22 protein-coding genes and 2 tRNA genes are annotated in these 22165 nt (G+C 68.9%); 12 read left to right on the top strand and 12 right to left on the bottom strand.

The window, feature by feature from the left end; all coding sequences use genetic code 11:
- The first annotated feature begins 25 nt into the window (after window positions 1–25).
- Window positions 26–1120 (top strand): branched-chain amino acid aminotransferase, encoded by a 1095-nt coding sequence (locus G531_RS0109055; protein ID WP_026927008.1) that lies wholly within the window; start codon window positions 26–28, stop codon window positions 1118–1120.
- A 108-nt stretch (window positions 1121–1228) separates the two neighbouring features.
- Window positions 1229–2821, top strand: coding sequence for a citramalate synthase (gene cimA / locus G531_RS0109050; protein ID WP_026927007.1), 1593 nt, complete (start codon window positions 1229–1231; stop codon window positions 2819–2821).
- A gap of 12 nt (window positions 2822–2833) precedes the next feature.
- Here the strand turns inward: cimA and G531_RS0109045 are convergent, their stop codons facing one another.
- Window positions 2834–4114 carry a thymidine phosphorylase gene (locus G531_RS0109045; protein ID WP_026927006.1) on the bottom strand — a complete coding sequence of 427 codons (1281 nt, stop codon included), beginning with the start codon at window positions 4112–4114 and terminating at the stop codon, window positions 2834–2836.
- A gap of 179 nt (window positions 4115–4293) precedes the next feature.
- Here G531_RS0109045 and G531_RS0109040 point away from each other — a divergent pair, with 179 nt between their 5' ends.
- From G531_RS0109040 to G531_RS0109020, 5 genes are all read left to right on the top strand, one after another.
- Window positions 4294–5112 (top strand): fumarylacetoacetate hydrolase family protein, encoded by an 819-nt coding sequence (locus G531_RS0109040; protein ID WP_026927005.1) that lies wholly within the window; start codon window positions 4294–4296, stop codon window positions 5110–5112.
- Window positions 5109–6644 carry a glutamate--tRNA ligase gene (gltX, locus tag G531_RS0109035; protein ID WP_428829750.1) on the top strand — a complete coding sequence of 512 codons (1536 nt, stop codon included), beginning with the start codon at window positions 5109–5111 and terminating at the stop codon, window positions 6642–6644. The genes G531_RS0109040 and gltX overlap by 4 nt, the downstream gene beginning before the upstream one ends.
- 2 nt (window positions 6645–6646) lie before the next feature.
- Window positions 6647–7576 (top strand): CPBP family intramembrane glutamic endopeptidase, encoded by a 930-nt coding sequence (locus tag G531_RS24505; RefSeq protein WP_051215281.1) that lies wholly within the window; start codon window positions 6647–6649, stop codon window positions 7574–7576.
- A 49-nt stretch (window positions 7577–7625) separates the two neighbouring features.
- Complete coding sequence (locus G531_RS0109025) at window positions 7626–8168, top strand: NADPH-dependent FMN reductase (RefSeq protein ID WP_051215280.1); 543 nt, start codon at window positions 7626–7628, stop codon at window positions 8166–8168.
- A 461-nt stretch (window positions 8169–8629) separates the two neighbouring features.
- Entirely contained in the window at window positions 8630–9532 is a 903-nt protein-coding gene (locus G531_RS0109020; protein ID WP_145978657.1) for a hypothetical protein, read from the top strand.
- 18 nt (window positions 9533–9550) lie between these two features.
- On the opposite strand, the gene G531_RS0109015 is transcribed toward G531_RS0109020, so the two are convergent.
- The 9 genes from G531_RS0109015 to G531_RS0108975 form a co-directional block, all read right to left on the bottom strand.
- Window positions 9551–10072 (bottom strand): SRPBCC family protein, encoded by a 522-nt coding sequence (locus G531_RS0109015; protein ID WP_051215279.1) that lies wholly within the window; start codon window positions 10070–10072, stop codon window positions 9551–9553.
- A gap of 110 nt (window positions 10073–10182) precedes the next feature.
- Window positions 10183–11475 carry an RNA polymerase sigma factor gene (locus G531_RS0109010; protein WP_026927000.1) on the bottom strand — a complete coding sequence of 431 codons (1293 nt, stop codon included), beginning with the start codon at window positions 11473–11475 and terminating at the stop codon, window positions 10183–10185.
- A complete protein-coding gene (locus G531_RS0109005) occupies window positions 11472–11807 on the bottom strand; it encodes a YciI family protein (RefSeq protein ID WP_026926999.1) in 336 nt (111 codons plus the stop codon). Before G531_RS0109005 ends, G531_RS0109010 begins: the two co-directional genes overlap by 4 nt.
- A gap of 12 nt (window positions 11808–11819) precedes the next feature.
- Complete coding sequence (locus G531_RS0109000) at window positions 11820–12374, bottom strand: dihydrofolate reductase family protein (RefSeq protein WP_026926998.1); 555 nt, start codon at window positions 12372–12374, stop codon at window positions 11820–11822.
- A 40-nt stretch (window positions 12375–12414) separates the two neighbouring features.
- Window positions 12415–12813, bottom strand: coding sequence for a nuclear transport factor 2 family protein (locus G531_RS0108995; protein ID WP_026926997.1), 399 nt, complete (start codon window positions 12811–12813; stop codon window positions 12415–12417).
- A 55-nt stretch (window positions 12814–12868) separates the two neighbouring features.
- Window positions 12869–13546: a class I SAM-dependent methyltransferase gene (locus tag G531_RS0108990; RefSeq protein ID WP_026926996.1), complete on the bottom strand. Its 678-nt coding sequence runs from the start codon at window positions 13544–13546 to the stop codon at window positions 12869–12871.
- A 92-nt stretch (window positions 13547–13638) separates the two neighbouring features.
- Window positions 13639–14259 carry a dihydrofolate reductase family protein gene (locus tag G531_RS0108985; protein ID WP_026926995.1) on the bottom strand — a complete coding sequence of 207 codons (621 nt, stop codon included), beginning with the start codon at window positions 14257–14259 and terminating at the stop codon, window positions 13639–13641.
- Complete coding sequence (locus G531_RS0108980; protein WP_026926994.1) at window positions 14259–14762, bottom strand: SRPBCC family protein; 504 nt, start codon at window positions 14760–14762, stop codon at window positions 14259–14261. The genes G531_RS0108985 and G531_RS0108980 overlap by 1 nt, the downstream gene beginning before the upstream one ends.
- Window positions 14762–15106, bottom strand: a complete 345-nt coding sequence (locus G531_RS0108975; protein WP_026926993.1) for an ArsR/SmtB family transcription factor — start codon at window positions 15104–15106, stop codon at window positions 14762–14764. The genes G531_RS0108980 and G531_RS0108975 overlap by 1 nt, the downstream gene beginning before the upstream one ends.
- 144 nt (window positions 15107–15250) lie before the next feature.
- Here G531_RS0108975 and G531_RS0108970 point away from each other — a divergent pair, with 144 nt between their 5' ends.
- A complete protein-coding gene (locus G531_RS0108970; protein WP_026926992.1) occupies window positions 15251–16003 on the top strand; it encodes an SDR family oxidoreductase in 753 nt (250 codons plus the stop codon).
- 13 nt (window positions 16004–16016) lie between these two features.
- Here the strand turns inward: G531_RS0108970 and G531_RS0108965 are convergent, their stop codons facing one another.
- Complete coding sequence (locus G531_RS0108965; protein ID WP_145978656.1) at window positions 16017–16463, bottom strand: DUF6892 domain-containing protein; 447 nt, start codon at window positions 16461–16463, stop codon at window positions 16017–16019.
- A 358-nt stretch (window positions 16464–16821) separates the two neighbouring features.
- Between G531_RS0108965 and G531_RS0108960 the strand changes: the two genes are divergently transcribed.
- Both G531_RS0108960 and G531_RS0108955 read left to right on the top strand, forming a co-directional pair.
- Complete coding sequence (locus G531_RS0108960) at window positions 16822–19332, top strand: excinuclease ABC subunit UvrA (RefSeq protein ID WP_026926990.1); 2511 nt, start codon at window positions 16822–16824, stop codon at window positions 19330–19332.
- 372 nt (window positions 19333–19704) lie between these two features.
- Complete coding sequence (locus tag G531_RS0108955) at window positions 19705–20970, top strand: hypothetical protein (RefSeq protein WP_145978655.1); 1266 nt, start codon at window positions 19705–19707, stop codon at window positions 20968–20970.
- 80 nt (window positions 20971–21050) lie between these two features.
- On the opposite strand, the gene arfB is transcribed toward G531_RS0108955, so the two are convergent.
- Complete coding sequence (gene arfB / locus G531_RS0108950) at window positions 21051–21509, bottom strand: alternative ribosome rescue aminoacyl-tRNA hydrolase ArfB (RefSeq protein WP_081683977.1); 459 nt, start codon at window positions 21507–21509, stop codon at window positions 21051–21053.
- 360 nt (window positions 21510–21869) lie between these two features.
- On the opposite strand from arfB, the gene G531_RS0108945 reads away from it, so the two are divergent.
- Window positions 21870–21941, top strand: a tRNA-Gln gene (locus G531_RS0108945).
- Between the two features lie 64 nt (window positions 21942–22005).
- Window positions 22006–22078, top strand: a tRNA-Glu gene (locus tag G531_RS0108940).
- The last annotated feature ends 87 nt before the right edge of the window (window positions 22079–22165 follow it).

The raw sequence follows: 22165 nt of genomic DNA, 5'->3' as shown, positions 1-22165 counted from the left end.
GAGGCAAATGGGTTAACGTTCGTTCATGACCTGGACGTTCGATGTCACCCCCAATCCCCAGCCACGCAGCGCGGCGGAACGCGCCGAGGTACTGGGTGACCTCGGATTCGGCAAGGAATTCACCGATCATATGGCGCTGGCCACCTGGACCCTCGACGGCGGCTGGAGTGATGACAAGGTCGTCGCGTACGGGCCGATCACGCTCGACCCCGCGACCGCGGTGCTGCACTACGGCCAGGAGGTCTTCGAGGGCCTGAAGGCGTACCGGCACGAGGACGGCTCCATCTGGCTGTTCCGCCCCGAGCGCAATGCCGAGCGCTTCAACCGTTCCGCGGCCCGGCTCGGGCTGCCCGAGCTGCCGACCGAGGCGTTCCTGAAGTCGATCGAGCAACTGCTCTCGGTGGACAAGGACTGGGTGCCCGATCCGGCCGGGGGTGAGTCCAGCCTGTACCTGCGGCCGTTCATGTTCGCCTCCGAGGCGTTCGTCGGCGTCCGCGCCTCGCACCACGTGACCTACTGCCTGATTGCCAGCCCGGCCGGGCCGTACTTCTCCACTGGGGTGGCGCCGGTGAAGATCTGGGTCACCAACAAGTACTCCCGCGCCGGACGCGGCGGCACCGGGGCGGCCAAGTGCGGCGGCAACTATGCCTCCTCGCTGCTGGCCCAGCAGGAGGCCACCGAGCACGGCTGCGCCCAGGTGCTGTTCGCCGATGCCGGTACGCACACCCACGTCGAGGAACTCGGCGGGATGAACATCTTCGTGGTGACCACCGACGGGGAACTGGTCACCCCGCAGGCCGGCGGCACGATCCTGGAGGGGGTCACCCGGAGTTCGATTCTCGAGCTGGCCACCGAACGGGGGCTGCGCCCGGTCGAGCGGGAGTTCGGGATGAGCGAACTGTTCGAGGGGGTCGACTCCGGCCGGATCGCCGAGGTCTTCGCCTGCGGCACCGCAGCGGTGATCACCCCGATCGGGGAGTTCCTGACCGAATCCGGCGAGACCCACACCGTGGCCGGCGGCGGCACCGGGGAACACACCCTCGGACTGCGGCAGACGCTGCTGGACATCCAGTACGGACGCATTCCCGACACCCGGGGCTGGACCCGCCGGATCGCCTGACCGCTCCCGGATGGGCCGACTCGGCCCGGGCCGCGTCCGATCGGGCGCGGCCTCCCCATATCCCGACCGACGATCCGCGCCACACCACGCGAAACGATGAAGGACAGTATGCCTACACCCGCGGCCCCCGCCACGTTCCACCTATACGACACCACCCTGCGGGACGGCGCCCAGCAGGAGGGGCTGCGGCTGAGCGTGCCCGACAAGCTGAAGATCGCCGGCTACCTCGACGAGCTGGCGGTGACCTTCATCGAGGGTGGCTGGCCGGGAGCCAACCCCAGCGACACGGCCTTCTTCGAGGCGGCCCGCAACGGGGAACTGGACCTGCGCAACTCGACGCTGGTCGCCTTCGGGTCGACCCGACGGGTGGGTGGCAAAGCGGCCGATGATCGGCTCACCCGGGCGCTGGTCGACTCCGGTGCCCCGGTGGTCACCCTGGTCGCCAAGAGCCACGACAAACACGTCGACCTGGCCCTGAAGACCAACCTGAAGGAGAACCTGGCGATGATCGCCGACACGGTCTCCTTCCTGACCGGCGAGGGCCTGCGGGTCTTCCTGGATCTGGAGCACTTCTTCGACGGCTACCGCAGCAACCCGGCGTACGCGCTGGAGGTGCTCCAGGTGGGGGCCCAGGCGGGCGCGGAGGTCGCGGTGCTGTGCGACACCAATGGCGGGATGCTGCCGACCTGGGTCGGGGAGATCGTGGGGGCGGCCGGTGAGGTCGGGATCGATCTGGGGATCCACTGCCACAACGACACCGGATGCGCGGTGGCGAACTCGCTGGCCGCGGTCGAGGCGGGCGCGATCCATGTCCAGGGCACGGTGAACGGGTACGGCGAGCGGACCGGGAACGCCGACCTGATCACTGTCGCGGCGAACCTGCAGCTCAAGTACGGCTGGCCGGTGCTCCCGGAGGCGGCGCTGGCCGAGGCGACCCGGCTCTCGCATGCCATCGCGGCGGTCACCAATGTGCCGACCGGGAACCGGCAGCCGTATGTGGGGATGTCGGCGTTCGCGCACAAGGCCGGCCTGCACGCCTCGGCGATCAAGGTCGACCCGAACCTGTACCAGCACATCGATCCGGCGCTGGTCGGCAACGACATGCGTACGCTGGTCTCCGACATGGCCGGGCGGGCCAATATCCAGCTCAAGGGTTCCGAACTCGGATTCGACCTGTCCGACCGGGACCAGGCGGCCATGATCACCGAGGTGGTCAAGCAGCGAGAGGCCGACGGCTACTCCTACGAGTCCAGCGATGCCAGCTTCGAGCTGCTGCTGCGCGACGAACTCGGGCTGTTGCAGCGGCCGTTCCGGGTGCAGAACTGGCGGGTGCTGAGCCAGTTCACCGGTGGGGTGGAGGAGACCGCGGCGACGGTCAAGCTCACCTCCGGCGGACGGGAGTTCAACTATGTCGGTGAGGGCAACGGGCCGGTGAACGCGCTGGACCACGCCCTGCGGCGGGCGCTGATGGAGCCGTTCCCCGAGGTCGAGGAGTACGAACTGACCGACTACCGGGTGCGGATCCTCGATCAGGGGCACGGCACCGACGCCATCGTGCGGGTACTGATCGACACCACCGACGGGACCCGGGTCTGGACCACCGTCGGGGTCGGCGGGAACGTGATCGAGGCGTCGTGGGAGGCGCTGTCGGACGGTTACCTCTACGGGCTGGTCTCGGCCCGGGCTGCCGCGGAGTCCTGAGCGGGCACCGGGTCAGCCGATCCAGTCGTGAATCAGCGGGGTGACCGGGGTGCAGGTTCCGATCCGGTAGGCACGGGCGAGCGCGTCCCGGGCGCCCGGCAGCCGGTCGGGGGTGTCGGTGTGCAGGTGCAGCAGTGGTTGCCCGGCCCGGATCTGTTCCCCGGGACGGACGGTCCAGGTAACGCCCGCGGCGGCCTGGACGGCATCCTCCTTGCGGGCCCGGCCCGCCCCCAACCGCCAGGCGGCCAGCCCGACGGCGTGCGCATCGAGGTGCTCCAGGATGCCGTCGGTCTCGGCGGTGATCGTCTCGGTGTGCCGGGCCCGGGGCAGCGGCGCGGCGGGGTCGCCGCCCTGGGCGTGCACCATGCGCCGCCAGACATCCATCGCCCGACCGTCGGCCAGCGCGTCGGCGGGATCGACCCCGTCCCGGCCGGTGGCACTCAGCATCTCCCGGGCCAGCGCGAGGGTCAGCTCGACCACGTCGCTCGGCCCACCCCCGGCCAGCACCTCCACCGCCTCGGCGACCTCCACCGCGTTGCCGGCCGATCGGCCCAGCGGCGTACCCATCTCGGTGACCAGCGCCCTCGTGCGTACGCCGGCCGCGGTGCCCAGCCGGACCAGGGTCTCGGCGAGTTCACGGCCCCGCTCGGCGGTCTGCATGAACGCGCCGGAGCCGACCTTCACATCCAGGACCAGGGCAGAGGTGCCCTCGGCGATCTTCTTGGACATGATCGAGGAGGCGATCAGCGGGATCGATTCGACGGTTCCGGTGACGTCGCGCAGCGCGTAGAGCTTGCGGTCGGCAGGTGCCAGACCGGACCCGGCGGCACAGATCACCGCCCCGACATCCTCGAGCTGGGTCAGCATCTCGGTCGTGCTGAGCTGCGCCCGCCAGCCGGGAATCGCCTCCATCTTGTCCAGGGTGCCGCCGGTCAGCCCGAGCCCGCGGCCGGACAGCTGCGGGACCGCGACCCCGCAGGCGGCGACCAGCGGCGCCAGGACGAGAGTGATCTTGTCCCCGACTCCACCGGTGGAGTGTTTGTCGGCGGTCGGGCGGGACAACCCGGAGAAATCGAGCCGCTCGCCGCTGGCGATCATCGCCGCCGTCCAGCGGTCCAGTTCGGTGGGGGCCATGCCGGTGAAGTAGATCGCCATCGCCAGCGCGGCCATCTGCTCCTCGGCGATGTCGCCGCGGGTGTAGGCCTCGATCAGCCAATCGATCTCGGCGTCGGCCAGCGGGTGGCCGTCGCGCTTGCGGCGGATGAGTTCGACGGCGGAGAACGGCGTGGCCATGGCCCCGAGTATGGCGGATACCCGGGAAAGTGTGCGGATTCTGCTTCTCGATGGGGTGATCGGGCCCGAAACCCGGATCTACTGCAAAGTAGGGTCACGATCCGCACACCGACGCTTCCGCACCGCCCACGGGGGCCGCCCAACCGCCCGGCATCCCTGGGTGCGGATACGCTGAGGCAATGCGTGTTGCACGATTCAGTTCCGGGGGAGACCCGCAGTACGGATTGGTCGAACTGGCCCGCGACGGGGGTGAACATCCCGACACCGTGGCCGTGCTCAACGGCGATCCGCTGGCGATGCCGGTGCAGTTGACCGGGGAACGGGTCGCGCTGGACAGTGTCCGGCTGCTGGCCCCGGTGATCCCGCGGTCCAAGGTCGTCTGTGTCGGCCGCAACTATGCCGCCCACATCGAGGAACTGGGCAACGAGGTGCCGGACCGGCCGCTGCTGTTCTTCAAGCCGAATACCGCGGTGATCGGGCCGGAGGACCCGATCGTGTGGCCGACCGCTGCGGAGGAGATCAGCTTCGAAGGTGAGCTCGCCATTGTGATCGGCCGGATCTGCAAGGAGGTCCCGGTCGATCAGGTGCAGGACGTCATCTTCGGCTACACCATCGCCAACGACATCACCGCCCGGGACTGGCAGCGCACCGACAAGCAGTGGGCCCGCGCCAAGGGCTTCGACACCTCCTGCCCACTGGGGCCGTGGATCACCTCCCACTACACCGTGGAGGAGGCCTCCGATCTGATGATCACCACCACCGTCGACGGGGAACAGCGCCAACACGGGTCAACCGCGTTGATGCTGAACAAGCTGCCCGACCTGGTCTCCTACATCTCGGCCTTCACCACATTGCTGCCCGGCGACGTGATCCTCACCGGCACCCCGGCCGGGGTCGGGCTGTTGACCCCCGGCCAGCAGATCAGTGTGACCATCGAGGGGATGGGCACCCTGACCAACACCATCATCAAGCCCGCCGACGCGGAAGGGACGAAGTGAGCGAGGTCGTGCGCGACGACAGCACCGAAACCGACGATCACGGGGAGGTATTGGGTGACGTTGCCCCGGAGCAGGTCCGGGTCCGGTTCCCACCCTCGCCCACCGGCAACCTGCATGTGGGCAACGTCCGCAGCGCCCTGTTCAACTGGGCCTTCGCCCGGCATTACGGCGGCACCTTCGTGCTCCGGATCGAGGACACCGACGCGGCTCGCTCCACCGAGGAGTCCTATCGGGGCGTGCTGGACGCGCTGCGCTGGCTCGGCCTGACCTGGGACGAGGGGCCCGAGGTCGGTGGGCCCTATGCGCCGTACCTGCAGTCCCAACGCACCGAGATCTACCGTGAGGTTGCCGGGAAACTACTGGCCGGCGGGCACGCCTACGAGTGCTTCTGCACCCGCGAGGAACAGGACGCCCGCGCCGAGGCCCGGGGCAAGGGAGAGGTCGGTTACGACGGGTTCTGCCGCGACCTGACCGCCGAGCAGATCGCCGAGTTTCGTGCCCAGGGGCGTACCCCGGTGCTGCGGATGCGGATGCCCGACGAGCCGATCACCTTCGAGGACCTGGTTCGCGGAAAGGTCACCTTCACCCCCGACAACGTGCCGGACTACGTGATCGTGCGCGGCAACGGGGACCCCTTGTACACCCTGGTGAATCCGCTGGACGATGCGCTGATGGGGATCACCCACGTGCTGCGCGGGGAGGACCTGCTCAGTTCCACCCCGCGCCAGATCGTGATGTACCGGGCGCTGGCCGCGCTGGGGGCCGGGTCGGGGCGGACGCCGCGCTTCGGCCACCTGCCGATCGTGATGGGGGAGGGCAACCGCCGCCTGTCCAAGCGGGACAAGGGCGCCGGGTTGGCCGAGTATCGCGAGCTGGGCTATCTGCCCGAGGGCCTGCTCAACTACCTGGCCCTGCTCGGCTGGTCGATCGCCGACGACCGGGACGTGTTCAGCCTGAGCGAGATGGTCGAGGCCTTCGATGTACGCCGGGTCGCGGCCAATCCGGCCAAATTCGACCCGAAGAAGTGTCTGGCCATCAACGCCGCACACATCCGGGCGTTGCCGGTGGCGGACCTGGCCGAACAACTGGTGCCCTACATGGTCGCCGCCGGCCTGGTCCAGGATCCGCCCGATGCGCAGGAGCGGGCGCGGCTGCTGGCGGCCACCCCGCTGATCCAGGAGCGACTCAATGTGCTCAGCGAGGCCCCGGACAAGCTGCGCTTCCTGTTCGTGGCCGACGACGCGATCGAGATCGAGGAGAAGGCCCGGCTGAAGCCCGAGGAGGTGCCGCTGCTGGCGGCGGCGCGGACCGCGTTGGCCGACGTGGCCGACTGGGATCATGCCGAGATCGAGCAGGCGCTGCGGACCACCCTGATCGACGGTCTCGGGCTGAAGCCGAAGCATGCGTTCGGTCCGGTACGGACCGCGATCACCGGGTCGAAGGTGTCGCCGCCGTTGTTCGAGTCGATGGAGATCCTGGGCCGGGAGTCGTCCCTGCGCCGGATCGACCGGGCCCTGGCCTCGGTCGGCTGAGCGTGGCGGTCAGCTACGGGTTCATCCCGCCGTCGGGGATCAAGCCGGCGGAGGGGGCCGACTACACCCAGATTCTGCGGACCGACGACATGGCCCGGCTGCGCGGGCCGATGTTCGGGCTGCTGGCCTTCTCGCTGTACGCGGTGATCGTGGTCGCGGTCAGCAGCTTGGTCCGCAGCATCACCCGGGCGATCAACGACCGCGGCCTGTCGGCCGAGGAGTACAACCGGCAGGCGAGCCAGATGATGTTTCCCGAGGGGATGCTGGCGCATCATCTCGGGATCATTTCGCTGATCGGACTGAGTGTCCTGCTGGTCTGGGGCCTGCACCGGATCAATCCGGGCTACCTGGCCTCGGTGACCGGGCGGGTGCGGTGGCGCTATCTGCTGGCCTGCCTGTTGATCTCCGCGGTGGTGATTGCGGCGTACCTGGGGCTGGTGCCGCTGGTGACCGGGACACCCGTAACAATCCATCCACAGCCCGAGTTCGTCTGGTTCGCGGTGGTGATCGTGCTGACCACGCCGTTCCAGTCGATCGCGGAGGAGGTGTTCTTCCGCGGCTATCTGCTGCAGTCGCTGGGGGCGGCGATGAAGACGCCCTGGTTCGGGATCCTCACCTCAGCCCTGCTGTTCGCCCTGGCGCACGGCGTCCAGGATCCGTGGCTGTTCGGGACCCGGTACGCCTTCGGCGTACTGGCGGCGCTGCTGGTGGTCCGCACCGGCGGGCTGGAGGCGGCCGCGGCGATCCACGTGATGAACAACGTGTTCACCTTCGGTCAGGCCGGACTGACCGGGACCATCTCGGCGGTGTTCACCGTCAGTCAGGTGCCCTGGTACACCTCGGTCGGGTCGGTCGTGCTGTTCGCGGTGATGGCCGCGCTGTGCTACCTGGTTGCCCGGAAGATGCACCTGCAGACCCGCGTGGGGGAGTAGGGCTGACGCCAGAAGTTGATTTTTCAACTAGATGTGCTTTACTTGAAACGTGAACAACTTGAGCATCATCGTTTCCTCCACCCGTCCGCAGCGCGTCGGCGGTCACGTCACCGCCTGGGTCCGCGAGACCCTGGGCGCCGACTGGGACATCACCGTCCTCGACCTCGCCGAGATCAACCTCCCCTTCATCGATGAGGACATGCCCGCCGGATCCGGCATCTACACCCAGCCGCACACCCTGGCCTGGAAGGAGAAGATCGACGCCGCCGATGCGATCGTCGTGGTCAACCCGGAGTACAACGGTTTCTTCCCGGCGCCGCTGAAGAACGCGATCGACTACCTGCTGGCCGAGTGGGAGAACAAGCCGATGGCCGTGGTCGGGTACGGCTTCGGTGGCGGCGCCCGCTCCGCCGCGGCCCTCACCGAGCTGCTGCAGAACGTCAAGGCCAACGTGGTCGGCTCGCTGGGCCTGTTCTTCAACACCGACCTCAGCCCGACCGGCGAGCTCACCGTGACCCCCGGCAAGACCGAGGAACTGCGCGCCCTGTCCCTGCAGTTGGACGCCGCGCTGGGCGACGAGCTGGCTGCCTGATTCCCTACCACGGCGGGCCGTCCTGGCCCGGCTTCGACGATCGCCCCGGCGGCGGTGCCTCCCCGGCACCGCGGCCGGGGCGCTGTCGTTTCGGTGGCCGTGTGCTGAGCCTCGTGCCTCCGGCACCAGCCGGTTCCGGTTAGGGTGAGCGCTGGGGGGAGCAGCGAGCGAACCCACGAGCTCGCCGGCGAGGACAGGAGACCGACGTGCTGCGGACGTTCATCGGGGCATTGGCGCGGGAGGGGTTCTTCGCGAAGGCGTCCCTGGTTGCGGTGTGGCCTGAGGATGACCGCCTCTGGCTCGTGGTCCGACCGGATCAGGGTTCGCCGGCGACCGAGGCGTTGTCGATTGAGGTGCCAACGACCGGCGAAGTCGACGAGGCGGCCCGGAGGCTGGTGCGGGACTGGGATGAACGGATTGTCTCCGATCTCCCGGACATTCGCCCATGGCCGGAGCCGCCGATGGCGGTGCCGATGGTTCACGGCTTCGACCCGGTCGCGCTGACCTATCCGATCAGACCGAGCCCGCCGTCGCCGGATGTGGCCCGTCGGAATCTGGCGGGGTACCGGGCGGCGACCTGGGCCGAGACCTTCCTGCCGCACGCCCTGCTGGGCATCAGGAACCGCGTGCACGCGGCCTGGCTGGCGGCCCCCGACGTGATCGCCCTGGTGGTGGTCTTCGACGGGTGGGAACAGATGGAACCTGACTCGCCGGATGTGTGGGGAACCCCCAGCGGGCCGCGCTGGCTCGGGATGATCACCGAGATGACTGCTGACGGAAACTGGTGGAACCCCTGGACGCCCGACTATCTGGGGGAGTTCTACATGTTGATCAGCGAGTTCGACGCCCTGTACGCGGACCGCCTCCGTCGAGAACACCCCGAGCATTTCCCCAGGAACGACATCTACGCGGAGCGACGGCCGGATCCGCGCGAAGTGGAACTGGCCGCGGCGATCCTGGACCGAATCCCGCCCAGTGGCCCGCGCAGCCCCCGGACGGCAGCAGTCACTCCGGCCGGCGCGGAGTCTGTTGTCTCGGTCGGGCTCATCGGCGGGGCGTTGATCACCGACCTGGGTCCGGCCGGGCTGCTGTACAGCTGGGCGTACGGAAACTTTCTGCTGACCCCGGAGACGGGCCGCTACTGGCAGGAGCAGGCCGGGGCCGAGGGACCGCTGGGGCGGCCGATCGAGACGACCACCCCCGGACCCGACGGTGCCCTGGTCACCTACTTCGAGCACGGCTTCGTGTACTGGCACCCCGACACGGGCTTCTGCTCCGAGGCCGGCGGGGCCGGGCGCGGCGATGTGCCGTCAGCCGACGCGCTGGCGTGGGTGCGTACGCACCGGCCCCCCGACCCGAAGTGAGTGCCGTTCAGTCGGGCATCACGAGTGGTACCTCGTGATCGGTCGACCGGTACCGGTGGCGATCAGGTCCGGCAGGCTCCGGGTGATGTAGAACGTCCAGCCGCGGGAGCAGGCGTCGAAGCACTCGGACTCCGCCGCGGTCAACCCCTCGTGGGTGAAGTGGACGGTGGTGCCCTCCGGCGTCGGTGCCAGGTCGAAGACAACGTGGGTGTCGGCCCATTCGCGGTGGTCGGCGACGAAGTTGAGGTGGCAATCCACGACGTGCCAGACCATCCGGCGGCCCGGCACGACCTCGGTGAGTCGGAACCGGGCGTACCGGATGCCATTGCTGGACCGGGCCGTCTGACCGGCGTACTCGCTGTCGTCGGTGAAGACGAACTCATCGTGCAGGGCCGCACTGTTGCCGATGAGGTTCTCGCTCCACCAACCGCGCACGTCGGTGATGGCGCCGAAGACCTGCTCGGGCGGCTGGGGGACCGTGACCGTGGCGGTCAGGTTCCCGGTGCGGGACTGCTGGGCGTCGGGCTGGATGGTCGACATGATCGTGCTCCTGATCCGGTGTGTGGTGGGCTGCCCGACCGGGCGGCTCACCCCACCGACGAAGGACGCCGACGCAGCTGGACACATTCGCGGAAAATGTTCCTCCCGCATCAGAGTTCGCGCAGCCGTGCGGCGAGGTAGCGGCGCTCGGCCTCGGTGGGGGCCAGCCGCAGCGCCTCCCGGTAGGCCGCGGCGGCCTCGGTCGTACGCCCGACCCGCCGCAACAGGTCGGCCCGGGTCGCGGGGAGCAGGTAGTACCCGTCGAGCCGGCCGGACGCGGCGAGTTCCTCCACCCGGGCCAGCCCGACCGGGATCCCGTCGGCCATTGCCACCGCCACGGCGTGGTTGAGTTCGACCACCGGCGAGGGCGCCACCCGGGCGAGCGCGGCGTACAGGGCGGCGATCTGGCGCCAGTCGGTGCCCGCGGTGTCGGGCGCGGTGGCATGACAGGCGGCGATGGCCGCCTGCATCTGGTACGGCCCGGTGCGACGCAGCGCGACTGCTTCGTCGAGGATGGCGACCCCTTCGGCGATCAGCCGCCGATCCCAGCGCGCGCGGTCCTGGTCCGCCAGACTGACCAACACCCCGGCGACCGTACGCGAGTCGCGGCGGGCCTCGTGCAACAGCATCAGCGCCAGCAGGCCCCGGGGTTCGGCTTCGCCGGGCATCAGGCGGACCAGCACCCGGGCCAGATGGATCGCCTCGGCGGTGAGGGCCTGCCGGTCGGCCGGCTCGCCGAAGCCCTCGCCGAAGGCCTCGTTGAAGCCCTCGCCGAAGGCCTCGTTGAAGCCCTCGCCGAAGGCCTCGTTGAAGCCCTCGTTGAAGATCAGATACAGCACCGCCAGCACCCCGGCCAGCCGGGCCGGGAGCAGTTCGGCCGGCGGCACCCGGTAGGGGATGCCCGCCTCAGCGATCTTGCGTTTGGCCCGAACCAGGCGCTTGGCCATGGTGGGTTCGCTGGTCAGGAAGGCAGCCGCGATCTGCGCGGTACTCAAACCGCCCAGGGTCCGCAGGGTGAGGGCGACCCGGGCCTCGAACGGCAGCGCCGGATGGCAACAGGTGAAGATCAGCCGGAGCCGATCATCGGGAATCTCATCGGGCTCGGTCCGCTCCGAGCTCGGGGCCGGCCCGGCGAGTTGGCGCAACTTGGTCCGGCCGACCCTGTCGCGGCGCAGCCGGTCGGTGGCCCGATTGCGCGCGGTGGTGGTCAGCCAGGCGCCCGGACGAGCCGGAATGCCGTCTCGGGGCCAAGTGGCCAGCGCGCCGGCGTACGCCTCCTGGGCGCAGTCCTCGGCCAGGTCCCAGTCGCCGAACAGCCCGATCAGGGTCGCCACCACCTGACCGCGCTCCTCGCGGTACGCCGCCTCGACCGCGGCGCGAACCTCGTCCCAGGAGGGAGTCATTCCCAGATGGGTCGGATTTCGACACAGCCGCGCTGTGCCCAGGGATGTCCGGCGGCGATCTCGATCGCCTCATCCACGTCGGCGCACTCCAGGATCACGATCCCGCCGACCAGATCCTTGGTCTCGGCGAACGGGCCGTCGGAGACCAGCGTCTCCCCGCCCCGCACCCGAATCGTGGTGGCATCGGCAACCGGCCGCAAGCGCGCCCCGAAGACTTCGGCGCCCCGGCGGGCCAGGTCGGCATCCCAGGCCCGGTGTACCGGATCGGCGGCCAGTTCCGCCTGGCTCGGGGAGATCGTCTCGTCGTCACAGATCAGCAACGCGTACTTCATCGTTCGAGTATGTCACCGCGGCGCCGGGGTGTAGGTCAGGTGCAGCACGCCGTTCTCGTACGCCTCGTGGCCGGCGAGGGTGAGCGGTACCTGTCCCATGCCGTCGGAGAGGAGGCGGCGGCCGGTGCCGAGCACGATGGGATAGACCAGCAGGTGCAACTGATCGACCAGACCATCGGCGAGCAGGGCCCGGACCAGGGTGCCGCTGCCGCTGACGTAGATGCCGCCGTCGGTGGCGTCCTTGAGGCGTTGGATCGCGGTGGCGCGGTAGGGCCCCAGGACCGTCGAGTTGCTCCATTCGGTTGCTGTGCTCATGGTCGAGGAGACCACGTGCTTGGGAGTGTCGTTGAAGAAGGGAGCCCCCGGGTCGTCGTCGACGGTGCGTCCGGACCAGGCCGGTGCGAACATCTCGTAGGTCGTGCGACCCAACAGGATTGCCGAACTTGCTGCGGTGAGTGCTCCGACGGCGCGGGCCATGCCTTCGGTGAAGCCGTAGGGAGCGGTCCAGGCCGGATTCTCGAAAACTCCGTCCAGGCTGACGAACTCGTGGACTGCGATGGTTCCCATGCGGTTCGATCTCCTTCGGGTTGGGATTGACGTGGGTGTGTCATGCGGTCACGGTGTCGCCGTGGCGATGTGCCACCTTCCACTCGCCGTTCTCGCGCCGGTACACCTGCGTCGCGCGCAGTGTGTACGTGCGCGGCTGCCCGTCGACCGACACCGACGTGTGCTCGAGCGCCGCGGTGTACGCCAGGTCGCCGACGACGTCGCAGGCGAGCAACTCGACCGACGCCGCGGTGCAGTCGGAAAAGCTCCGTGCGATGTAGGTGAACAGCTCGTCCAGTTCACGCTGCCCGATCGCATTGCGCCAGGCACCGAGCACACTCACTGGTTCGTTGCGGGACCACAGGGCCCGCCGCGGCGCGGAATCACCGTTGTGCAGGGCGAGCTCGGCAGCCAGGAACGGACCACGGAACCAGTCCAGGAAGTCATCGCGCTCGCTCATGTCTTCAGGATCCGCCGCAAGGGACCGATCCGCAACCGGCCCGGTTGCCGGCAGGTCAGGCGTCGTCCGGCTTGGTCCAGGTGAGGGTGAATCGGAAGGCCAGTTGGTGGCGCATCCGGACGCCCGGCAGGATGTCCGACGCCCGGGCGCGGATCTCGGCGAAGGTCAGCTGCGGATCCCGCACCGGGAACGGCGCCGGACCGGGGGCTGGGTGCGCTACCCAGGGGTGCCGGACGACGCCGATCAGGGGGTTGGTGAGAATCGAGGCCGCCTCCCAGGCGTGGTCGGTGAACGAGTCCGGGCGGGCCAGACCGACGCACAGGAATCGGCCGCCGGGGGAGAGGATCCGGCGTACCTGGGTCAACGCAGCGGCCAGGTCGAGGTGGTGCAGGACGGCGACCATGGTGATCAGGTCGGCGCCCCCGGAGACGGCGTCCAGCCCGGTCGCGGACACGGTGACGTTGTCGAGGCCGGCGCACCGCTGCCGACTGGCGTTCCGCATGCCGGCGTCGGTGTCGATCCCGTGGACCTGCTCGAACTGCTCGGCCAGCCGGGCCACCAACTCGCCGCGTCCGCAGCCGACGTCGAGGGCCCGACGCCGTCGGGTGGGCAGGTGGGTCATGATCCAGGGGTGGAACGCGTCATTGTGGCTCCACGGGTGCCGGGCGTTCAGGCGGTGCAGCAGCTTGCTCGGGTGTTTACCGAACAGGTGTGCGGCATGCCGAAGGTCCATCGCGGCAGTCTGGCACAGTGCCGTCCGGCACCACCACGGGCTCCCCGGCCTGTCGCATCCGCCGGTGCCCGCAGTGATCGGCGGTCGGGGACCTACCGGTCGGCGACCGCGAAGGTCAGATGCGTCACCTCTCCGGTCGGTTCGGCGCGGACCGGGGCAACGGCCAGCCGGCCCGCGTCCACACTCTCGAACAGCCGGATCCCGGAGCCGAACAGCACCGGGGCGAGAGCGATGGTGAACTCCTCGACCAGCCCGGCGTTGAGATACTCCACGATGGTCGCGCCCCCGCCGGCGATCCGGACGTCTCGGTCGCCGGCCGCGTCGCGGGCTCGGGCCAGGGCCGACTCGATGCCGTCGTTGACGAAGTGGAAGGTGGTCCCGCCCGGCCGCACCCACGGCTCGCGCTCCTGATGGGTCACCACGAACACCGGGGTGTGGAAGGGCGGATCCTCCGGCCACATCCGTTCCCCGGCGTCGAACATCCGCTTGCCCATCACGCTGGCGCCGGTACGCCGGAACGTCTCGGCCATGATGGCGTTGTCGGGGCCCTCCTCACCGCCGGTCCCGAGCTTGAGGTTCTCCCGGAAGAAGCGCTGCCGGAAGGCCCACCCCTGCAGTTCCATCCAACGCTGTCCCATGAGTTCGTCGGTGGACGCCGGGGCGATGAACCCGTCCAGCGACATCGACACACTGAAGAACACTTTCGGGGACATCAGAACTCACCCCCCGGCGTGCGCTGGGCGACGTAGGCGGCCAGGTTGCCCAAGGTCTGCCGGCCCCCCTCGATCGCGCCGTACTTCTCGACCGCCTCGTCGCGCAGTTGGGTGGTGGGGAACACCGTCCGCAGCTGAATCCGGGTCGTCTGCCCGTCGGGCTCGAAGGTCAGGATCGACTCGAACGCATTCGGGTCATCGCGGCGCTCACCGTGCAAGAACTCGATCCGCTCCGACGGCGAGATCGCTGTCCAGGTGATCCACTCGGCGTACGCGGTGCCGTCGGGTCCGTGCATCACGAAGTCCCACTCGCCGCCGACGCGGAACTCGAAGGCCCGGGTCGTGGTGGTGAACCCGTCCGGTCCCCACCAGCGGGACAGGTGGCGTACCTCGGTGAACGCTTCGAACACCAGTTCCCGCGGTGCGTCGATGGTTCGCGAGATCACGATCTCGCGGTCCGCGGTGGCCGAGCGCGCCGTCGTGTCCGGTTCGGTTTCTCTCATCATTCCTCCTGATCGCGGGTTTGCTTGAGGTCCTGCACGTACTCCGCCAAGCGGTCGAAGCTCTCGGTCCAGAACCGCTCGAACCCGCCGGTCCACTCATGGATGGCGCGCAGTCCGCGGGCGTCGAGCTGGTAGAGACGCTGTTTTCCCGCCTGGCGATCCCGCACCAGGCCGACCTCACGGAGCACGCGCAGGTGTTTCGAGGTCCCCGGCTGGGGCAGCCCCAGCACCTGGGACACCTCGCTCACCGAGCGTTCACCGGCGCGCAGGAGACCGAGGATCTCCCGGCGCCGGGGCTCGGCGATCGCGTTGAAGACGTCCGATGTCGTCGCTGCCCGTGCCATGCGACCATCATATGCCCATATCGGAATATTTTACCGTCGCGGCACGGAAATCTCTTCGTACGCCGCCCGGGGTCGCAGACGTCGACCTATGCTCCGAGGTGGGGTGCTGGGCCCGCGAACGCCCTGGAGAGAGTGGAGCCGGACATGTCAGAGTCGAGCGAACTGCCCATCGTCGTGATCACCGGAGCCGGATCCGGCATCGGGCGTGCCCTGGCCGTCGGGCTGGCCCCCGCGGCGCGGCTCGTTCTGGCCGGTCGTCGGGTCCCCGAACTGGAGCAGACCGCCGAGCTCTGCTCCGGGGGTGCTCGGGTGGTGCCCACCGACATCACCGCGGAGGACCAGGTCGAGCGGCTGTTCGACACCATTGCCACCGAGTACGGCCGCCTCGATGTGCTGGTCAACAATGCCGGCATGTTCGGACCGGTCGCGAGTGTGGCGGAGGTCAGCGCCGAGGAGTTCCAGCAGACCTGGCAGACCAACGTCGTCGGTACGGTGCTGTGCTCCGGCGCGGCCTTTCGGCAGATGCACAGCCAGCACCCGGGCGGGGGACGGATCATCATGATCGGGTCGATCTCCGCCCAGGTGCCGCGGCCCCGGTCGGTCGCGTACACCGTCACCAAGCATGCGCTGACCGGGTTGACCCGCTCGATCAACCTGGACGGACGCGCACTGGGCATCTCCGCCACCCAGGTCGATGTGGGCAACGCGGCCACCGCGATGACCCAGGGGATGGCGCACGGCGCCGAGCAGCCGGACGGTTCGCGGCGCCCGGAGCCCACCTTCGATCCGGATCACCTCGCGGAGGTGCTCCGACCGGTCGTCGCGCTTCCGCCGGAGGTGAGTGTGCCGTGGCTGACCGTCCACGCCACCGGCATGCCGTACGCCGGTCGGGGCTGACCCCGCGGGCGGCTCAGAACTGCTCGAGCTCCACGTCAGCGGCCTCGAGAGCCTCGCGGACCGAATCCTCCAGCTCTCCGACGTAGGTCAGGCTGGTCAGCGCGGGGAAACGCTCGGGGGTGACGTCGGTCCAGGTGGCGACATCGAACAGGTCGTCCTCACCGTCCCACGACGGTGCCATCAGCATGAAGATGTCCAGGCCGCCGTCCCAGTCGAGCTCGGTGATGCCGGCCATCTGCTCGGCACTGATCTCCAGGTCCCGGGCCCACGTCTCGATCTCGGGGATGCGCTTGGCGAAGTACTCGCCGTAGATCAGGTCCTCAGCCCCGTCGTGATCGATGCCCCGCGCCTCCTCCAGCCAGTCCCAGGCGTTGGAGTGGGGCGCCTCGATGCCGCCCTCCTCGTCCAGAAGCTGCTCGATCACCATCAGCTTGACCACGAAATCGTCGAAATCCTTCATCATTTCTCCCTGTCGTCCCCGGCGTTGCGATGCCGCCGCTGATTCTCACAGACGACGGATTCACCTGGGCCCCGAGCGGCTCGAGTTCGAATCGGCGCCACGTCGGTCCTGCTCCCTGTGCGTGGCTCCTGGGTATGGGGTGACCTGCGTGGGCCGATCCTGCCACCAGAAGGCAGGATTCCTGGGTTTTCGGGCCGTTCGGGTCGTCTGGCGGCAGGATCGGCCCACCATGCGGCCGGCACCGCGCCGGCCTCGCGCCGGCACCGGTCTACAGTGGCCGGGCAGGGCAACGGCAGGAGGAGTCGATGGCGCAGGTGACCGGGATCCCGCGGGCGGGCCGGCGTCGAGCGGGTCGACGATGACCCGGTCCCAGCCCGACCGCATCGAGGTCCGCGGCGCGCGGGTGCACAACCTGCGCGCGGTCGACGTCGACATTCCGCTGCATGTCCTGGTGGGGATCGGGGGAGTGTCGGGTTCGGGCAAGTCGTCGCTGGCGCTCGGAGTGCTGTACGCCGAGGGCTCGCGGCGCTACATCGAGGCGTTGTCGACCTACACCCGGCGCCGGATGTCGCATGCCCCGCGGGCCGCGGTCGACTCGATCGAACATGTCCCCGCGGCCCTGGCGCTGCGGCAGCGGCCCGGCGTACCGGGGGTGCGCTCCACCTTCGGGACCACCACCGAACTGCTCAACGTGCTGCGGCTGATGTTCTCCCGGCTCGCCGCGCACCTGTGCCCCAACGGGCATCGGGTCCCGCCGACCATCGACGTGGCCGCCGAGGTGCCCTTCACCTGTCCCGAATGCGGCGCGACGGTGCAGGCACCCGGTGCGGAGGCGCTGTCGTTCAACTCCACCGGGGCCTGTCCGCGGTGTCAGGGGCTCGGGGTGGTGCGTACCGTCGACGATGCCGCCCTGGTGCCCGATCCGACCAAGACCATCGACCAGGGAGCGGTGGCGCCGTGGCAGATGTTCGGGTTCAACGTGCAGCCCGACATCGTCCGGGAGTTCGGCGTGCGCACCGACGTGCCGTGGCGTGACCTGACCGACGCGGAGCGCGAGATCGTCCTGGCCGGGCCGGAGGAGAAGAAGCACATCACGGTCACCAGCAAGAAGGGGCTGCACGAACTCGATTTCACCTTCCGCAATGCCCGGCTGACGGTGACCAAGGAACTGCAGCGTGCCGACACCGAGAAGCGCCTGGCCAAGGTCAGCCGGTTCCTGCGCGAGGGCACCTGCCCCGACTGCGCCGGTACGCGACTCAGCCCGGCGGCCCGGGCTCCCCGGATCGGGGAGCGGAACCTGGCCGAGGCCACCGCGCTGACCCTGGATCACCTGCTCGCCTGGGTACCGAGCATCCCCGACACACTGCCCGCCGACATGCAGGAGATGGCCGCCGCACTGATCGAGACCCTGGTCGGGATGGCCCGGCGGTTGGTCGATCTGGGCCTGGGCTACCTGGCGCTGGACCGGGCCGGGGCGTCCCTGTCGACCGGGGAGCGGCAGCGGGCCCAGTTGGCTCGGGCGGTCCGCAATCGCACGACTGGGGTCCTCTACGTGCTCGACGAACCCTCGATCGGGTTGCATCCGGCCAACGTCGACGGCCTGCTCGGGGTGATGCGGGACCTGCTCGCCGACGGGAACTCGGTGGTCTTCGTCGATCACGATGTGCAGATCTTGCGCGAGGCGGACTGGCTGATCGAGATCGGGCCCGGCTCGGGCACCGAGGGCGGCACGGTGATCGCCGCGGGCGACCCGGATACCGTGGCCGCGGCGCCCGAATCGTTGCTCGGTGGGTTTCTGGCCGGTACCGAACCGGTCGTCGTGGGGCCGGTCGTTGCGCCGGACACGGTCTTCGAGCACGGCGCGATCCGGCTGGCGACCGCGCCGATCCATACCGTCCACAGCCTCGACATCGCGGTGCCGCTGGGCCGGCTGACCGCGGTGACCGGGATGTCCGGGTCGGGCAAGACCACCCTGATCCTGGACTCGCTGGTCCCCGCCCTGCAGGCCCGGGCGAACGGCACCGCGCTGCCGGACCACGTGCGTACGCTGGACACGCCGGCGGGGCTCAGGGCCCAGGTGGTCGACGCCACCCCGATCGGGCTCAACGTGCGCTCGACCGTCGCCACCTACTCCGGGGTGATGGATGAGCTGCGCAAGGCGTACGCGAGCACCGACGCCGCCCGGGCCGACGGGCTCACCGCCTCCGATTTCTCCTACAACACCGGCTCGCTGTCCTGTCCACGCTGTGAGGGGACCGGCGAGGTCTCTCTCGACGTCCAGTTCCTGCCCGATGTCGACATCGTGTGCCCCGAGTGCGGCGGCAGCCGATTCGCGCCGGCCGCCGACCGGTACCTGCGCGACGGGATCTCGTTGCCCGCGCTGCTGGGGTGCACCGTACGCGAGGCGCTGGCCCACACCGAGGATCTGTCCCGGGTGCACAAGCGGCTGGCCGGCCTGGCTGAGCTCGGGCTCGGCTACCTCACCCTTGGCGAGGCGACCCCGGCGCTGTCGGGCGGGGAGGCCCAGCGGCTGAAGCTGGTGAACCAGTTGCACAAGGACCAGCGCGATGCCCTGTTCGTGCTCGACGAACCGAGCGTGGGGCTGCATCCGCTGGATGTACGCACCCTGCTGGCGGTCCTGCGCCGACTCACCGGCCGCGGCGCCACCGTCATCGTGATCGAGCACGACCTGGACCTGATCGCGAACGCGGACCTGGTGATCGACCTGGGCCCCGGCGGCGGGGAGGACGGCGGCCGGATCGTGGCCACCGGAACGCCCGCGCAGGTGGCCGCTGACCCGGCCTCGCTCACCGGCCGCTATCTGGCCCGACAGATGGATCTGTCGGCGGCGGTGGTCGAGTCGCCGTAGCCGATCGCCAGGCGGTGACCTACTCCGGCGAGCGTCGTTTTTGGTGCACCAGAATGTGATCGCGTCCAGTCAGCGGCACTTTGGTGGTCCTCGGTGAGTTCTGCTGCACCGAGAACGACGGTATCCGGCCCAACCGGCGGCGCGTCACCGAGGCCCGGCACGGGAAGCGCTTCGGCCTGCGGGGTGGTCACTGCTGTCGCGGGACCGGTGGCGGACGTTTTGCCTGCGGCTGATCCTGCGAGCTGGTCATTGGCCACGAAGCGACCCTGGCCACAGAATTTTGTCCGCTGAATATCTGGCATCCGTAGCTCTGGTCTGGTCGCATTCCGCGGGAATAGCCTGTGGTTATCTTCGAGCGGACAGAGGTGTGCCGTGACTGCCAAGCCATGGGCAATTCTTTTGGTCAATTTTCCCGCAGACCGATCTCAGCCACACACCAAAGAATGGTACGAACGGTTTTTCACAAAGGCCGGAGCCGGTACCGGTGGAATGTTCGATTTCTGGACCGACATGTCCTACGGGAAGGCCGTGTTGGCCGACTCGGCGGTGTACGGCTGGTTCGAACTTACCGATGACTACACCGGCTCGGGGGCGAACCCGGCAGGTCGCGACAAGCTGCTCGCTGACGCCAAGGCAGCCGCGCGTCAGGCCGGCGTCGACATGGACAACTTCAACACCCTTGTTGTCCTGAATCGGGCCCTGGACCTGTTCGGGGGCCCCGGTGGCGCTGTCGGGGGTGATGACGGAAAGAATCTCGCCATGGCCGGTCTTGCCCCCTCCCTCATCGGTCAGGAGATGGGGCACGTCTACGGGCTCAATCACTCGCGCATGCTGGGATCGGAGGCCGAATATCAGGACCCCTGGGACATTATGAGCACGGGGCCGGATACCACCACCATCGGGATCAATCCGGATTCTCAGATGAACCAGATTGCCCCGAACGGTCGCCCCGTCTATGGCGTGGGGCCAGGGATGAACGCGGCCAATATGTGGAGTTTGGGGTGGCTCGATGAGTCGCGCGTGTGGAACGAGGCCGGTGATGTCGACGTCACCATCTCCCTGCGACCGCTCCACCAGCGTGAACGAGAGGGCTATCTGGCAGCGCGATTCGGTGAGTATTTCATCGAGCTTCGGGTCCCTGAGCGATGGGACGTCGGTATCGGCGAAGACCCGGTTGTCCTGGTTCACGTGTTCGAGGGAGGCCGCTCCTACCTGGTCGCCGATAGTGCGGGGAACTTCACGTGGCGTGCCGGGAGCAAGAGCGGGATCGATGGTTTTCCGGAGCCGCCCGCCTCTCTGGGATTGGGTCTGACCCGTATCCAAGTCGGGAGTATCGATGCCGACGCCCGCACGGCGACGATCAGCCTGACCCGGATCAAGGGCGCCGGACCGGAAAAGCACTTTCCGGAGTGGTGGCCTCGCCGGAAGGCATTCGATCTGACGCAGGTCCGCCCCGACGACGCGGTGCTCCTGACCCAAGGTCGGGAGCTGGTGGTCGAGGGGCCGACCTCTCTGGCGCGGGAGATCAGGGTGGCGGTGACCCGTGATCTGCTGGGCCCAGAGGCATCCGGCCCAGACCTCACCACCGTTGCCCGCGCAATCGATCTGTCCTCCGCCGGGGGCGACAGCCAGCAGTGATGCACTGTCATCGTGACGGGTGGAGTGGCTGGGTCATGCGCCGGCGCCACCCGGCCCGCAGCGGGCTCCGGTCAGTCGAGCTAGCCGGTGTCCCTGGGCATTCTGCGGCCGGCCTTGATCTCCCCGCGGCGACGCTTGGTCTCCAGTCGCCGCACCTGCGACCCGCGGGTGCGCTTGGTGGCTCGGCGCGTCGGCGGGGGCGGGGCCAGGGCTCGGCGCAGCAGGTCGGCCAGCCGCTCGCGCGCCGCTGCCCGGTTCCGGAACTGGCTGCGGTACTCGGAGGCGACGATCGAGATCCGATCGTGCACGAGTCGGTCGGCCAGGGCGGTGAGGATGCGGTCCCGCTGGGCCTGGGTGAAAGCGCTCGAGGCGGCCGGCTCGAACAGCAACTCCACCCGGCTGTCGGTGGTGTTCACCCCTTGTCCACCCGGTCCGCCCGAGCGGGAGAATCGCTCGTCCAACTCCGCTGCCGGGATGGTGAGACCCCTGGGTACGCCCGGGCCGGGGCGTACGATCAGGTCTCCTCCCGGCAAGCTCACCCGACCAGTGTGGACGAAATCGGGACGGACTGCCGATTCTGGTGCCTCATTCCACGATGCCGCCCGGGTCGCCGCTCGTACGCCTGCCCCGGCCTCCCGGATCGAGCTTCACCACACCCACCCAACGTCGGCATCGGAAACCCAGCGTCACGGCGCACCGAAGCTGCCTACCCAACGGTGACGCTGCCTGACCGAACCGAAGCTCGGTCCTCCCGAACAGCTCCGGGTGGGTACATTGAGCTGAGGAGCGAAGCACCCCACGCGGGCACCGTGGATCAGGCGACGCGCCGATTTGCGAGCGGCGGCATCATCCACTAATGTTATTCCTCGTTGCCGGGGCGTTAAGAACCGGTGGCGCAGAGGGGTATGGGGTAATTGGCAGCCCGACTGATTCTGGTTCAGTTAGTCTAGGTTCGAGTCCTGGTACCCCTGCGCGGAAGAGCATCAGCGCAGGATTTGCAGTCAGCTGACTGTGCTGATATGTTCTTCGGGCTAGGGCCCCGTTGTGTAGCGGCCTAGCACGCCGCCCTCTCACGGCGGTAGCGCGGGTTCGAATCCCGTCGGGGCTACAAGTCGATTCCCCTGTCAGAACATGGTTCTGACAGGGGATTTCTGCTTCCCGGATCCTCGGTACGCATCTGGTACCCATCAGCAGG

The organism is Granulicoccus phenolivorans DSM 17626 = NBRC 107789 = JCM 15570 (assembly GCF_000423085.1).
GTDB lineage: Bacteria > Actinomycetota > Actinomycetes > Propionibacteriales > Propionibacteriaceae > Granulicoccus > Granulicoccus phenolivorans.
This window is presented reverse-complemented; position numbering and strand designations above follow the sequence as displayed.